The sequence below is a fragment of the Streptosporangium jomthongense genome, from assembly GCF_042650425.1.
Lineage (GTDB): Bacteria > Actinomycetota > Actinomycetes > Streptosporangiales > Streptosporangiaceae > Streptosporangium.
In genome coordinates, this window is sequence record NZ_JBHSBC010000014.1 from 157,673 (window position 1) to 171,679 (window position 14,007).

Below are 14,007 nucleotides of genomic sequence, written 5' to 3' on the forward strand. Positions count from 1 at the left end.
CTCGTTTTACAATAGTAAAGATTCTTTCCTGTAGAGACCTCGGGCGCTCTTTATGCGCCGGGTTCATACATCCGATCTTTTGTGGGAGGTTCACTTGGTGAACCTGACCGTTCCCCAGTTGCTCAGAGACCGGGCCGCAGCCGACCCGGACGGGGTCGCGTTGATCGTGCACGGCTCAGCGCCGCTCACCTATCTCCAGTGGCACCAGAGGGCGACCGTGATCGCGAACGGCCTGGTAGCCCGGGGTGTGAGCAGGGGCGACAGGGTCGGTCTCGTCTTCGGGAACGCGGACTGGGCGGACTACGCGGCCGCCTTCTGCGGCGTGCTCGCGGCCGGAGCGGTCGCCGTGCCGCTCTCCGACCGCCTGGCCCCCGCCGACCTGCGCTTCATGCTGGAGCACTGCGGCGCGAGCGGCGCCGTCCACGCCGCGGGCCTCGACGCGCCCGGAGTCGGCTGGAGCGCGACCCCCGACGAGCTGCGTGCGGAAACGTCCTATGAGATCGCCGATCCCGCGCCCGGAGACCTCGCGCAGATCCTCTACACCTCCGGTACGACGGGCCGTCCCAAGGGCGTCTCGGCCACCCACGCCAACCTGGCGTACGGCTGCGGCGCGAAGCGACGCCCCTTCGCGCACTCGCGCCACCTGGTGCACGCCTTCCCGATCGGCACGAACGCCGGCCAGGCCATGCTGATCAACGCCCTCGACGCCCACCCCGCCGTGGTGACGCTGCCGCGCTTCACCCCGGGCCGCTTCGCGACGCTGATCGAGTCCTACCGGGCGGGCACCGTCTTCCTGGTGCCCGCGATGGCCATCGAACTGCTCAACGCCGGGATCGGCGACCGCCACGACCTGTCCAGCGTGCTGCTGCTCGGCTCGGCCGCCGCGCCGCTGCCCTCCGCCGTCGCCGAGGCGCTCACCGCCGCCTTCCCCAACGCGACGATCACCAACTACTACACCTCGACCGAGGCCGCCCCCGCGCAGACGGTCATGATGTTCGACCCCGAGCGTCCGGGCAGCGTCGGCCGCGCCATCGCCGGGGGCCGGGTCAGGATCGCCACCGCCGACGGCCACCCGCTGCCGCCGGGCGAGACCGGCGAGGTGTGGATGCGCTCCCCGGCCGCCCCGCGTTCCTACTACGGCGACCCGGACAGCTCCACCTTCCGCGACGGCTGGGTACGGATGGGCGACCTGGGCCGTATCGACGCCGAGGGCTACCTCTATCTCGTCGACCGCGAGGGCGACGTCGTGAAGTCCGGCGCCTACAAGGTCTCCACGATCCACGTCGAGGAGGCCGTCTACCAGCACCCCGCCGTGGTCGAGGCCGCCGCCTTCGGCGTTCCGCACCCCGTGCTCGGCACCGTCGTCGCCGTCGCGATGGCCACCAAGGTCCCGCTCGCCCCCGAGGAGCTGCGCGTCTTCCTCAAGGACAGGCTGGCCCCGCACGAGCTGCCCGCGCACGTGACCACCCTCGACGCCCTGCCGCGCAACAACGGCGGCAAGGTCGACAAGCGCGCCCTGCGCGCGAGCATGGAGCGGGTGCCGTGAACGCCGGGCACGAGGTCACGTTCACCCAGCAGGGGATGTGGGTGACCGAGCAGCTCGTCGGCGCGGGCACCGCCTACCACATGCCGTTGCTGATCGGCCTGGACGGCGACCTCGACGCGGACGCGCTGCTCGCGGCGTGCGCCGCGCTCGTCGAACGCCACCCCATGCTCGGCCAGGTGGCCGCCGAGGCCGAGGGCGGGCTGCGGCTCGTCCCCGGCGCCGACGTCCCGGTGCGCCGCCTGCGGGTGACCGAGGGTGTGGAGGCCGCGGTACGGGAGGAGATCCTGCGCGGCTTCGACCTGGAGAAGGGGCCGCTGGCCAGGTTCACCCTCCTGGAGACGGGGCCGGGCCGTCACGTGCTCGTCTTCGTCGCCCACCACCTGGTCTTCGACGGCCACTCCAAGGACGTGCTGGCCGGTGACCTGGCCGCCCTGTACAACGGGGAACCGCTCACTCCGCTGGAGTCCCTCGACCACGGCGCCCTGGAGCGGGAGCGGGTCGCCGCCCTGCTGCCCGAGGCGCGGGACTTCTGGAAGTCCCGCTGGCGGGAGCAGGGCGAGACCGTGCTGCTCGGGCGGACGCTGCGCTCCCGGCGCGCCGGCGAGGGGCGGGAGCTGAGCTTCACCGCCGCCCCCTCGGCGGTCCCCGGGCTGACCCGCTTCGAGACGTTGCTGGCCGCCCTGCACGTCCTGCTCAGGGGATACGGCAACGACCGGGTGACCACCGCCGTCGACCTGTCCACCCGGCCGAAGGAGGCGGCGGGCCACATCGGCCTGTTCGTCAACGAACTGCCTGTCTCCTCGGAACCCTCCGTCGAGGAGGACTTCGGGTCCTTCGCGACCGCACTACGCGCGGGGCTGCGCGAGGTCTACCGGTTCCGTCAGGTTCCGCTGGTCCGCGCGATGCCCCGCATCCGGCCGCACGCCGCGCTGGTTCCCGTCTCCGTCAGCTACCGCACCCGCCGCGACGCCGACCCGGTCTTCACCGGTCTCGACGCCTCGGTCGAGTGGACGGTCTTCAACCACGCGGTGAGAGGCGCGCTGCACCTGCAGTGCGTCGACGGCCCCGGTGGGCTCACGGTCAGCCTTCGCTATGACCCAGAGGTGGTTTCGGACGCCCGAAAAGTGGCCGACGACCTGCGTCTTCTTCTGGAACGCGCCACCTCCGCCCCCGAAAAACCGATCAACACGCTACTGAACGACACTCTGGAGAAGAGATGGGTTCCGTCACCACCCTGACCGACCAGGTACGCGAGATCTGGGAAGAAGTCCTGGGCATCTCGCCGATCGACGAAAACGACGACATCTTCGACCTGGGCGGCCACTCGCTGACCATCACCCAGATCATCGCCCGGATGCGCAAGCGGCTCGACGTCGAGGTCTCCCTTGACGACTTCTTCGACAACCCGACCATCTCGGGGATCGTGGAGTCCCTCGGAGATGACTGAGACCCTCGACCGGCTCAGGCTGTCGCGTCTCGGCGACGACGACCTGGAACTGCTGCTCCTGGTCAGGCACTTCGAACTGAAGCTCTTGGAGCTGTACGGCAAGGGTGACCTGAACGGCACGACCCACACCTGCCTCGGGCAGGAGTACGTCCCCGTCTCGCTGACCCCGCTGCTCGGCGAACACGACCACGTCTTCAGCAACCACCGGGGCCACGGCCACTACCTGGCCAGGTTCCGCGACCCGCACGGCCTGCTCGCCGAGATCATGGGCAGGCAGGGCGCGGTCTGCGGGGGAGTCGGCGGCAGCCAGCACATCCACCGCGACCGCTACATGTCCACCGGCGTCCAGGGCGAGAGCATGCCCGTCGCCGCGGGCGTCGCCCTGCACCTCAAGCGCGCCGAACCGGGCACGCTCGCCTGCGTCTACATCGGCGACGGCACCTGGGGGGAGGGCGCCGTCTACGAGGCGCTGAACCTCGCCGCCCTCTGGCGGCTGCCGCTGATGGTCGTCGTGGAGAACAACGGCATCGCCCAGTCCACCCCGACCACGGCGCAGATGGCCGGGAGCGTGGCGAGCAGGGCGGCGGCCTTCGGCATCACCCACCACCTGGTCGTCTCCACCGACGTCAACGAGATCAGGGCCTCCCTTGAGGCGCCGGTCGCCGCGGTGCGGGCGGGCAGGCCCCTGATCGTCGAGTTCGCCACCCACCGGCTCGGCCCGCACAGCAAGGGCGACGACATCCGCCCGGCAGACGCCGTACAGGCGGCCAAGGACAACGACTGGTACGTCCGCTACGCCAACGACCACCCCGACCAGTTCCACCGGCTCGACGGAACGGTCAGGGCCCAGGTCGAGGCCATCGCGGAGGAGATCGCCGCGCGTCCGCCCTCCCGCTGGGAGGCGTCGTCTTCTCGGGGGACGTCGTGAGAGTCGGGGAGAACCTCAACGAGGCCCTGCACGGGCTGCTCGACGACGACCCCACCGCCTACGTGATCGGTGAGGACGTCCTCGACCCCTACGGCGGAGCCTTCAAGATCACCAAGGGTCTCTCGATGCGCTTCCCGGGACGGGTGATCGGCACCCCGATCAGCGAGGGCGCCCTGACCGGCGTCGCCGCGGGCCTGGCCCTCACCGGCAACACGGCCGTCGCGGAGATCATGTTCGGTGACTTCGTCGCGCTCGCCTTCGACCAGATCTGCAACTTCGCCAGCAAGTCGGTCTCCATGTACGGCAGCCGCCTGCCACTGCGGATGATCGTGCGCTGCCCCACCGGCGGCGGCAGGGGGTACGGCCCCACGCACAGCCAGAGCATGCAGAAGCACTTCATCGGCATGCCCGGCCTGTCGCTGTACGAGATGTCGCCCTTCCACGACAACCGTGAGGCCCTCGCCTCGATGCTGGGACGCGGCGAACCCTGCCTGTTCTTCGAGGACAAGGTTCTCTACACCCGGCAGATGGGCCAGACCGACCCGATGTTCCCGGTACGCCGCGACGGCGAACTGGCCATCGCCGAGGCCGACGGCAGACCCGACTGCGTGATCATCGCACCGGGCGGCATGGCGCACCGGGCACTGGCCGCGATGCGGACCCTGCTGCTCCAGGACGAGATCTCCTGCCGCCTGCTCGTCCCCTCCCGCCTCTACCCGCTGGACGTCGAGGCGCTGCTGCCGTACGTGGGCGGCGTCGTCCTCGTCGCCGAGGAGAGCACGGCGGGCGGCACCTGGGGCAGCGAGGTCGCGCACCTCCTGCACGAGCGCGTGTGGGACCGCCTGCGAGGCCCCGTCCGCCTCGTCCACTCGCGGGACAGCGTCATCCCCACCGCTGCCCACCTGGAGAGCGAGGTCCTGGCCGGGGAGTCCACGATCCACCACGCCGTACGAGAGGCCCTGCGTGGCTGACATCCGCGTCCCCAAGCTCAACAACAACGACAGCGAGTACCTCGTCGTGGCGTGGCTCGTCGAGGACGGCAAGCCGGTCAGGGCCGGTGAGCCCGTCGTGGTCCTGGAGACCTCGAAGGCGGCCGACGAGCTGGAGGCCGAGGAGTCCGGCTACCTGCACCACGGCGCCGCGCTCAACACCTGGGTCACCCCCGGCGCGCTGCTGGCCAGGATCACCGAGGAACCCCAGGCCCCGCCCGCCGAGGTCGTTCCCGACGCCGTCCCGGCGCCTGTCGTGGCGGCCCCCGCGGTTGTCACGGTCGCCCCGGCGGCTGTTCCGGCAGCCGCCTCGACGGCCGTTCCCGTCAGCGTCCCCAGCAGCGCTCCTCTCGACGCCCCGGCGCCGCGCGACCCCGTCATCACCGACCCCGCCCGCGCCCTCATCGCCGAACTCGGCATCACCCCGGAGCAGATCGCCTCCCTCGGCCTCGGCGTCATCCGCCGCGCCGACGTGGAACGCCTCGCCGGCCTCACCCAGGAACCGCCCGCCCCGCCGGTCGTACCCGAGGAGCTCGACGAGGCCGCGCGGCACACCCTCTCCCGGGTGCAACGGGCCGTCGCCAGGGCCGTCACCACCTCGCACAGCACGATCCCGGCCGCCTACACCGTCGTGAAGTTCGACGTCGGCCCCGCCCTGGAGCGCACCAAGGACCTCAGCAGGCAGGTCCGCAGGCCGGTCGGGCTCACCGAACTGTTCGTGCGGGCCGTGGCCGCCCTGCACCCCGAGTTCCCGCTGTTCTTCGCCGCGGTGGAAGGCGACGGCGCCAGGCTCTCCGACGCCCCGCGCGTCGGCGTCACCTTCGACATGGGGGAGGGGCTCTACGTCCCGGTGGTCCGCGAGACCGGGACGCTCAAGGAGATCGCCGACACGCTGATGCGCTACCGCCTGGCGGCGGCCGAAGGCGACTTCAAGGAGAGGGACCTCACCGGCGCCAACATCGCCGTCACCCTCCACACCGACGCCGACGTCGTCCTCGCGGTCCCCCTTGTCTTCCCGGGGACGGTCTGTGCGCTCGCGATCACCTCGCCACAACCGGAACTCGTCCTCGGGGAGGACGGCGCGGTGACGACGAGGACCGTCGCCAACATCGGCCTCGCCTACGACCACCGACTGATCAACGGCCGGGACGCCGCACACTTCCTGGCCGCCCTCCGGACGGAGCTGCAATGACCGAGACAACGCTGTCGGACGCCAAAAGGGCACTGCTCGCCCAGCGGCTCCGGCGCCGGGAGGAGTCCCGGACCATCACGGCCCGGGACCCCTCAGTCACCCCACCCCTGTCCCACGCCCAGGAACGCCTGTGGTTCCTTGAGCAGTACCGGCCGGGGACCACCACCTACACCGTTCCCGTCGCGGTGCGCCTGCGCGGCGAACTCGACGAGGAGGCGCTGCGCCGCGCCCTCGACGAGATCGTCGTCCGCCACGAGGCGCTGCGGATGCGCTTCCTCACCACCGAGGACGGCACGCCGGAACTGGTCGTCGACGGCCCCCGCCCCGCCGAACTGCGCGTCACCGAGGCCGCCGACCTGGACGCCGCCGTCGAACTCCTCGACGACGAGGTCGCGACGCCGTTCGACCTGGAGACCGGGCCGCTGCTGCGGACCCTCCTGGTACGGCTCGCCCCCGACGACCACGTCCTGCTGCTGGCCGCCCACCACACCGTCGTCGACGGCTGGTCCGTGGACCTCATCATCCGTGAGCTGCTCGCCCTGCACGACGGCAAGACCCTCAAGCCCGCCCAGGTCGGCTACGGCGACTACGCCCTCTGGCAGCGCGGACGCGACCACCGCCGCGAGGTCGACCACTGGCGCGAGAAGCTCGCCGGGCTGCCCGCCATCGAACTGCCGACCGACCGGCCGCGCCCCGCCGAGCAGGGCTACGAGGGCGCCTCCCTCGACTTCGCCGTCGACGCCGACCTCACCGCGCGCCTGACCGAACTGGCCAAGTCCTCCGGCGCGACGCCGTACATGACGTTGATGGCGGCCTTCCAGGTGCTGCTGGCGCGCTACTCCGGACAGACGGACTTCGCGGTCGGCTCCCCGGTCGCCGGGCGGGGCCTGCCCGAGCTGGACGACGTCGTCGGCATGTTCGTCAACACGCTGGTGCTCCGCGCCGACCTGGCCGACGACCCGGCCTTCACCGACTTCCTGGCCCGCACCAAGGAGACCGCGCTCGACGCCTTCGCCCACCAGGAACTGCCGTTCGACCAGCTCGTCAACGAGCTCAACGTCGTCCGCGACGTCAGCAGGTCACCCCTGGTGCAGGTCACCTTCGCGCTGCAGAACTACAAGGCGGGCCAGGAGGACGGGCGTATCTCCTACGTCTCCATGCCCGTCAGGACCACCCGCTACGACCTGGCCCTCTACCTCTTCGAGAGCCCCGACGGCCTGGTCGGCAACTTCACCTACAACACGGCGCTGTTCGACCCGGAGACCGTCGAACTGCTCGGCTCCCGCTTCATCACCCTGCTGAGCTCCATCGTCGACTCCCCGGACACCCGGGTCGGCGAGTTGTCGCTGCTGTCGGAGCAGGAGCGGGAACTCGTCCTGGGCTTCGGGTCGAGCACCGACCTCGTGCCGACCGGTCACGACCTGCTCCACGAGATCGTCACCGCGCAGGCCGGGCTCACCCCCGACGCCCCTGCGGTGACCCACGAGGACGACACCTACACCTACGCCCAGCTCGACGAGCGCTCCGGCCGGATCGCCGCGCTCCTGCGCAACCGGCACGGCATCGGCCCGGACAGCAGGGTCGGGGTGCTGCTCGACCAGTCCGCGGACGTGGCCGCCGCCCTGCTCGGCGTGCTGAAGTCCGGCGGCGCCTACGTGCCCCTGGACCCCAAGCAGCCCCGCGACCGCCTCGCCTACATGCTTGAGGACTCCGGGGCCGCCGTGGTGATCACCACCACGGACCTGGCCGACCTGGTCTCCGGCCCCCGGCTCGTCCTGCTCGACGCCGAGGCGCTTGAGGAGACTGCGTTCGACGACCCCGGTGTCATCCCGGGCAACCTGGCCTACGTCATCTACACCTCCGGCACCACCGGGCGCCCCAAGGGCGTCGGCGTGCAGCATCGGCAGGTGCTGAACTACCTGGCCGGGGTCAGGGAACGCTTCGCCGTCGAGCCCGCGGGCGTCTACACCCTGCTGCAGTCGCTGTCGTTCGACTTCGGTGTGACGATCTTCTACCTGTCGCTGATGACCGGTGGCGAACTGCACCTGGTCGACCCGCAGGCGCCGGTCGAGGACCTGGCCGAGCAGCTCGGCCGTACCGACTACATCAAGATGACCCCCTCCCACCTCGCGTCGCTGCTCGCCGACCCCGACGTGAACCCCGCCGAGCTGCTGCCGCGCAAGCTGCTCGTCCTCGGCGGCGAGGCCTCCAAGTGGAGCTGGGCCCGCGAGCTGACCGAGCACACCAGGGTCGTCAACCACTACGGCCCGACCGAGGCGACGGTCGGCATCTCCACCCACGCCGTCACCGACGAGGCCGAACGCGCGCTGAACCTGCCCATCGGCAGGCCGCTGCCCGGCGCCAGGGTCTACGTGCTCGACGAGCACCTGCGGCTCGTCCCGCCCGGCATGACCGGTGAGATCTACCTCGGCGGCGACCGGCTCGCCCGCGGCTACCTCGGTCAGCCCGGCCTGACCGCCGACCGTTTCCTGCCCGACCCGTACGGCGAGCCCGGCGCCCGCATGTACAAGACGGGTGACCTGGGCCGCTGGCTGCCCTCGGGGGACCTGTGCTTCCTCGGCCGCCGTGACCTGCAGGTCAAGGTCCGCGGCTACCGCGTCGAACTGTCGGAGATCGAGTCCGTCCTCACCGACCAGCCCGGTGTCGCCCACGCCGTGGTGGACCTGCGCGAGGACCGTCTCGTCGCCTACCTCGTGGGAGAGAAGACGACCGTCGGCGAACTGCGCGCCTCACTCGGCGAGCGGCTCCCCGAATACATGATCCCGGCACGCTTCGTCTGGCTGGACGAGCTGCCGCTGAAGTCGCACGGCAAGGTCGACCGGGCCAGGCTGCCCGAACCCGACGAGGAACGCCCCGATCAGGAGGCGGGTTTCGTCCCGCCGGCGACACCGATCGAAGAGGCGATCGCCTCGGTGTGGGCCGCGGTGCTCGGCCTGGTCCAGGTCGGCGTGCTGGACGACTTCTTCGACCTGGGCGGACATTCGCTGCTCGCCGCACAGGTGGTGGCCCGCCTGCGGAAGGCTCTCCCCGCAGGCGGGCGCCAGGTCAGCATCCTGGACCTGTTCAAGTACCGGACCGTGCGCGAACTGGCCGAGGTCGTCGAGGCGGGCGAGAGCGGCCCCCGGCTGCTGCTGCACCGCCTCACCCCCGCCAGGGCCACGACCTCCAACCTCGTCTGCGTGCCGTACGGCGGCGGCAGCGCGGCCATCTACCAGCCGCTGGCCGACGCGATGCCCAAGAAGTGGGCGCTGCACGCGGTCGCGGTACCCGGCCAGGAGATGGGCCTGATCGAGGAGACCCGCCCGGTGGCCGAGGTCGCCGAGGGCTGTGTCGAGGAGATCCTCAAGGGGGTCAAGGGCCCGCTGACGCTCTACGGCCACTGCGGTCTCGGCGTCATGCTGACCGTGGAGATCGCCAGGCGCCTTGAGGCGGCCGGCCGCCAGGTCGACGCCATCTACCTCGGTGGCGTCTTCCCCTTCGCCAGGCCGCAGTCGGCGCTGGCGTGGATGGCGAACCTGACCGACAAGCTCCGCAGCGACCAGGTCTGGGCCAACGCCCTGCAGGCCGCGGGCCTCGACGTCGAGGACCTCGGCCGCGAGGAGCTCAAGCTGGTCATCGACAACCGGCGCAAGGGCACCAGGGAGGCCGAACGCTACTTCACCCGCCTGTTCGAGGAGGGGGTCGAGCCGCTCAAGGCGCCGATCATCTCCGTGGCGGGCGAACGCGACCCGGCGACCGAGTTCTACCAGGAACGCTTCCGCGAGTGGCACCTGCTGACCGACTCGACCGCGGCGGTCGTGCTCGACGAGGCGGGCCACTTCTTCCTCAAGTACCGCGCCGAGGAACTGTCGGTCATCCTCACCGGCACCCACAAGGCCATCGCCTCCGGCGAGACCGAGGAGCTGCGCCGTACGGCACGCTCCACCTGGTGGCTCGAAGGTGTCTCCAACCGCTCGGAGGGCGCCCCGGCTCCCGCCCCGGACGGCCAGGCCGTACCGGAGAGCGGGCCGAGGACCGGGCCGAAGCCGAGCATGCGGCGCTTCGCCGCGGTGGCGGCGGGCCAGCTCATCTCGATCGTCGGATCGTCCCTGACCGAGTTCGCCATCCCGCTGTGGATCTACATCCACACCGGCTCACTCGTCAGGTTCGCCCTGTTCTCGGTGCTGGCGCTGGTGCCCGGCATGCTGGTCGCCCCGCTCGCGGGCACCCTCGTCGACCGCTACGACCGGCGAAAGATCATGCTCGCCGGTGACATCGGGGCCTTCAGCACCCAGCTGATCATGGGCGTGCTGCTGTGGACCGGCAATCTGGACGTCTGGCAGATATATCCGCTGCTCGTGGTGCTGTCGGTGGCGCTCACCTTCCAACGCCTCGCCTACAACTCGGCGATCCCACAGCTGGTCCCCAAGCGCTTCCTCGGTCACGCCAACGGCGTCGTACAGATGATCACCGGTACCGCCCAGCTGATCGTCCCGCTGGTCGCCGTCGGCCTGATGGCGGTGATCGGCCTGGAGGGCATCCTCGCCCTCGACGTCGCCTCCTACGTCTTCGCCATCGGGGTCCTGCTGTTCGTCCGCTTCCCCAAGACCATGGCCTGGAAGCGCAGGGAGACCCTCCTCGCCGAGATGGTCGAGGGCTGGAAGTTCTCCTGGGGCGTCAAGGGCTTCCGCGCGATGCTGTTCTTCTTCGCCTTCCTCAACGTCTTCCTGTCCCCGCTGTTCCTGCTCATCTCCCCGCTGGTGCTGGGCTTCGCCACCCTTGAGGACGTCGGCCGGGTCTCCTTCTTCGGCGGCCTGGGCGTCTTCATCGCGGGCCTGGCCATGACGATCTGGGGTGGCCCCAGGCGGCAGAGGCTGCGCGGCGTGATGCTCTCCACCCTCATCCTGTCGGTCTTCTGCCTGGTCGTCGGCTTCCAGCGCGACCTCGTCATCGTCTCCATCGGTGTCTTCGGGATGTCGTTCTGGCTGACCATGCTCAACGGCGTCTACGCCACGATCATCCAGGTCAAGGTGCCGCAGCGCTTCCACGGCCGGGTCATCGCGCTGAACACCCTCATCGCGTGGTCCACGCTGCCCATCGGCTTCGGCCTGGTCGCGCCGTACGGCAGCGCGATCTTCGACCCGCTGATGATGCCGGGCGGCGCGCTCGCCGACACCTTCGGCGCCGTGATCGGCACCGGCCCGGGACGCGGCGTCGGCCTGATGTACGTCCTGTTCGCCTTCGCCATCGCCGCCATCGCGGTGGCCGGACTGCGGATCAAGACACTGGCCAGGTTCGACGAGGAGGTGCCGGACGCGCTCCCCGACGACCTGGTCGGTTTCCAGACCGTCCAGCGGCGCCAGGAGTCGCTCGCCGAGGTCGTCCCCATCACCACCAAGAAGCAGCCAACCGGAGTGTGACCTTCTGTTCTTCTGATGCCTTTCCTGCTCTTCTGATGTTTTTCAACCGGGTTCGGGCGTGTTCCGCTGCGGTACACGACCTTCCGGTGCGTGACTTCTGAGCACGTGCCGGGGAACCCGGGTCGTCGACCGGACTCCCGCCGGTCGGTTCCCAGCGGAAGTACCTCCCCACTGGGAACCGGCCGACGGGTCCTCCCCGCCGAGCGCCCGGCGGGGAGAAGCCCCGGCGGACGGCGAGGACGACGCGGTGTGGGGTACCCGCACTCGTCCTCGCTCCGTCCGCACCGGGGCGAAGACAGGCACGGCGGGGTGAGGCTCTCCCCGGACCCCCTTGCCGGGACACCCACCCCGCCGCGCCCGTCTCACCCGCCCTCGTCACCGAACCAGACGAGGTCGGAGTGCAGCCGCCTGGCGGCGCTCTGCGCGCTGTTCCACAACCCGTGACCCCGGCCGTCGGCCCCGATGGTCGCCGCCTGCCCACAGGGCAACGTCAGCCCGTAGGCCACCACCTCGGCCTGTTCGCCCTCCCAGCCTTCCTGAACCAGCGCGAACACGCGGGGCACGTGCTCCTCGTTGACGTTCTCCATGCCGGTACTCCTTGTTGTCGGTGCTGCGCTCTCGCCGAACTTCTTTGGACGGCTCTACTGCGCTGCAGGCAGTGGCCTTTGAGGAAGGGCAGCTCTATAGTGTTCTAGAGCAGTAGTGAAGTCAATCAGGTGATCTAGAGTGCACTAGAACAGGTGGTTAGTGATGGGTGACGGTTTTGAGGGGCTGGCCCCGTACAGGCGGATCGCCGCGCAGATCAGAGCCAGGATCGAGAGCGGTGAGATCCAGCCGGGCGACCGCGTCCCCTCGGTGAGAACGATCATGCGTGAGGAGGGTGTGTCCACCGCGACCGCCACCCGGGTCGCCGCCGTGCTGAGGGCGGAAGGGTACGCCACGTCGGTTCCCGGCATCGGGACGATCGCCGTACTGCCCAAGAAGCTCACCACGGGACCGGACCGGCTTCAGATGCTGCGGGCCACCGGAAGCGGCTACCGTCCTGGAGAACGGGTCGAGATCCTGGGCGCCGACCTCGTTCCCGCCCCCGAGGAGGTCGCCGACGCGCTGGGCGTCGAGGCCGAGACTCCCGTGATCCGGCGTCGCCGGATGTACCAGGACGACGCGGGCGCCGTGGCGTTGTCGACGTCGTGGCTTCCCGGCGAACTGGCCGAGGCGATCCCCGAACTGCTGGCCGCCGAACCGCTGCCCTCCATGACCTTCGGCCTGGTCGAGGAGCGGACCGGCCGCCGTGCCGTACGGCGGCGCGACGTCATCTCCATCAGGCCGGTGCCCGTGGACGCGGCAGAACTGCTCGGGGTGGAGGAGGGGACACCCGCGCTGACCATGACCAACCACTACTGGGACCAGTACGAAGAGACGACCGAATACGCCGTCGACTTCCTCGCCCCCGGCCGAGACCTCTCCGCCGACCACGACCTGGACTAGCAGGTGGATGGCGCGGGGTGCCTGACATCGGAAGCGCGGTGAACCCTGCGGAGCTGTTGCGCTCGTTCATAAAGGGCCTTTGCGGGTTGGTGATCAGGACCAAGCGATCTATGTACTACGTACTTCATACCCTGTGTGTCGGAGCGAGACAAGCGAAATGAAGTACGTAGCACAACGCTGGATAGGATCGGACGCATGTCCGCTGCCAGTCAGTACCGTGAAATCGCCAGCATTGTCCGGGCTCGCGTCCAGGACGGGACCTACGCGCGGGGTGATCAGCTCCCTCGTGAGGAGGACCTGGCCGCCCAGCTCGGAGTCAACCGGGTGACGGTGAACAGGGCATTGAAGGTCCTCGTCGCCGAAGGACTGCTACGCGTTCATCGAGGGAAGGGCACTTTTGTCCGTGAGCTTCCTCCGCTTCCCCGGCATGCCGCCATCAGGCACAGCCGGGAGCACCGTGAGCGTGGAGGTTCGCGGGGAGCGTTGGCCACCGAACTGGCGGAGCTGGGATACGACCTGCGCTCTGACAACACGGTCGGTCCCGGTCGGCCGCCGGAGCATGTCGCGGAGATTCTCGACGTGGATCCTGAGACGGAAAGCGTCATCGTGCGTACGCGCCACATGAAGGTGGTGCCTTCTGCGGGCAGCGGGGAGGTGCCCGTCCAGATCGCGACGAGTTACATTCCGCGCGTCATCGCCGACGGCACGCCGATCGCGGAGAGCGACTCCGGTGTGGGCGGTATCTCCAGCCGCCTGGAGGAACTGGGGCACGGCCAGCGGGAGATCGAGGAGCGCATCACGGTCCGGCCGCCTTCCCCGGAGGAGTCAAGGCTGCTGGAGATGGCCGACGACCAGCGGGTCTACGACATCACGCACATCGGCTGGACGGCCGACGATCGTCCTGTGAAGGTGACAACCTACGTCATGCCCACACACCAGTGGGACCTGAGGTACCGGTATCCGGTGAATCCAGCGGACGGCGCGTGACTTCTCCCGG

Annotated in this window: 10 protein-coding genes; 9 read left to right on the forward strand and 1 reads right to left on the reverse strand. The window is 69.9% G+C overall.

Annotation, left to right across the window (positions count from 1 at the left end; translation table 11 throughout):
• Positions 1-97: 97 nt before the first annotated feature.
• From ACFOYY_RS15480 to ACFOYY_RS15510, 7 genes are read left to right on the forward strand one after another with little or no spacing between them, the layout of a single operon-like run.
• A complete protein-coding gene (locus tag ACFOYY_RS15480) occupies positions 98-1,546 on the forward strand; it encodes a class I adenylate-forming enzyme family protein (RefSeq protein ID WP_352008509.1) in 1,449 nt (482 codons plus the stop codon).
• Positions 1,543-2,784, forward strand: coding sequence for a condensation domain-containing protein (locus tag ACFOYY_RS15485; protein ID WP_352008510.1), 1,242 nt, complete (start codon positions 1,543-1,545; stop codon positions 2,782-2,784). The genes ACFOYY_RS15480 and ACFOYY_RS15485 overlap by 4 nt, the downstream gene beginning before the upstream one ends.
• Positions 2,763-2,993, forward strand: coding sequence for a phosphopantetheine-binding protein (locus ACFOYY_RS15490; protein WP_352008511.1), 231 nt, complete (start codon positions 2,763-2,765; stop codon positions 2,991-2,993). The genes ACFOYY_RS15485 and ACFOYY_RS15490 overlap by 22 nt, the downstream gene beginning before the upstream one ends.
• Positions 2,986-3,921 (forward strand): thiamine pyrophosphate-dependent dehydrogenase E1 component subunit alpha, encoded by a 936-nt coding sequence (locus ACFOYY_RS15495; protein WP_352008512.1) that lies wholly within the window; start codon positions 2,986-2,988, stop codon positions 3,919-3,921. The genes ACFOYY_RS15490 and ACFOYY_RS15495 overlap by 8 nt, the downstream gene beginning before the upstream one ends.
• A complete protein-coding gene (locus ACFOYY_RS15500; protein WP_352008513.1) occupies positions 3,918-4,892 on the forward strand; it encodes an alpha-ketoacid dehydrogenase subunit beta in 975 nt (324 codons plus the stop codon). Before ACFOYY_RS15495 ends, ACFOYY_RS15500 begins: the two co-directional genes overlap by 4 nt.
• Positions 4,885-6,102 (forward strand): 2-oxo acid dehydrogenase subunit E2, encoded by a 1,218-nt coding sequence (locus ACFOYY_RS15505; RefSeq protein WP_386190127.1) that lies wholly within the window; start codon positions 4,885-4,887, stop codon positions 6,100-6,102. Before ACFOYY_RS15500 ends, ACFOYY_RS15505 begins: the two co-directional genes overlap by 8 nt.
• Positions 6,099-11,522, forward strand: coding sequence for a non-ribosomal peptide synthetase/MFS transporter (locus tag ACFOYY_RS15510; RefSeq protein ID WP_386190128.1), 5,424 nt, complete (start codon positions 6,099-6,101; stop codon positions 11,520-11,522). Before ACFOYY_RS15505 ends, ACFOYY_RS15510 begins: the two co-directional genes overlap by 4 nt.
• Positions 11,523-11,884: 362 nt before the next feature.
• Here ACFOYY_RS15510 and ACFOYY_RS15515 read toward each other — a convergent pair whose 3' ends face one another.
• Positions 11,885-12,109, reverse strand: a complete 225-nt coding sequence (locus ACFOYY_RS15515; RefSeq protein ID WP_352008516.1) for a hypothetical protein — start codon at positions 12,107-12,109, stop codon at positions 11,885-11,887.
• A gap of 163 nt (positions 12,110-12,272) precedes the next feature.
• On the opposite strand from ACFOYY_RS15515, the gene ACFOYY_RS15520 reads away from it, so the two are divergent.
• Positions 12,273-13,010, forward strand: coding sequence for a GntR family transcriptional regulator (locus ACFOYY_RS15520; RefSeq protein WP_386190129.1), 738 nt, complete (start codon positions 12,273-12,275; stop codon positions 13,008-13,010).
• 195 nt (positions 13,011-13,205) lie between these two features.
• On the forward strand, positions 13,206-13,997 hold the full coding sequence (locus ACFOYY_RS15525; protein ID WP_386190130.1) for a GntR family transcriptional regulator: 792 nt from the start codon (positions 13,206-13,208) through the stop codon (positions 13,995-13,997).
• Positions 13,998-14,007: the final 10 nt, after the last annotated feature.

What these genes read in the sequence shown, in the direction of transcription:
- ACFOYY_RS15495 (WP_352008512.1), top strand. Translation starts at nt 2,986, where the DNA reads ATGACTGAGACCCTCGACCGGCTCAGGCTGTCGCGTCTCGGCGACGAC.
- ACFOYY_RS15510 (WP_386190128.1), top strand. Translation starts at nt 6,099, where the DNA reads ATGACCGAGACAACGCTGTCGGACGCCAAAAGGGCACTGCTCGCCCAG.
- ACFOYY_RS15515 (WP_352008516.1), bottom strand. Translation starts at nt 12,109, where the DNA reads ATGGAGAACGTCAACGAGGAGCACGTGCCCCGCGTGTTCGCGCTGGTT.
- ACFOYY_RS15520 (WP_386190129.1), top strand. Translation starts at nt 12,273, where the DNA reads ATGGGTGACGGTTTTGAGGGGCTGGCCCCGTACAGGCGGATCGCCGCG.
- ACFOYY_RS15490 (WP_352008511.1), top strand. Translation starts at nt 2,763, where the DNA reads ATGGGTTCCGTCACCACCCTGACCGACCAGGTACGCGAGATCTGGGAA.
- ACFOYY_RS15525 (WP_386190130.1), top strand. Translation starts at nt 13,206, where the DNA reads ATGTCCGCTGCCAGTCAGTACCGTGAAATCGCCAGCATTGTCCGGGCT.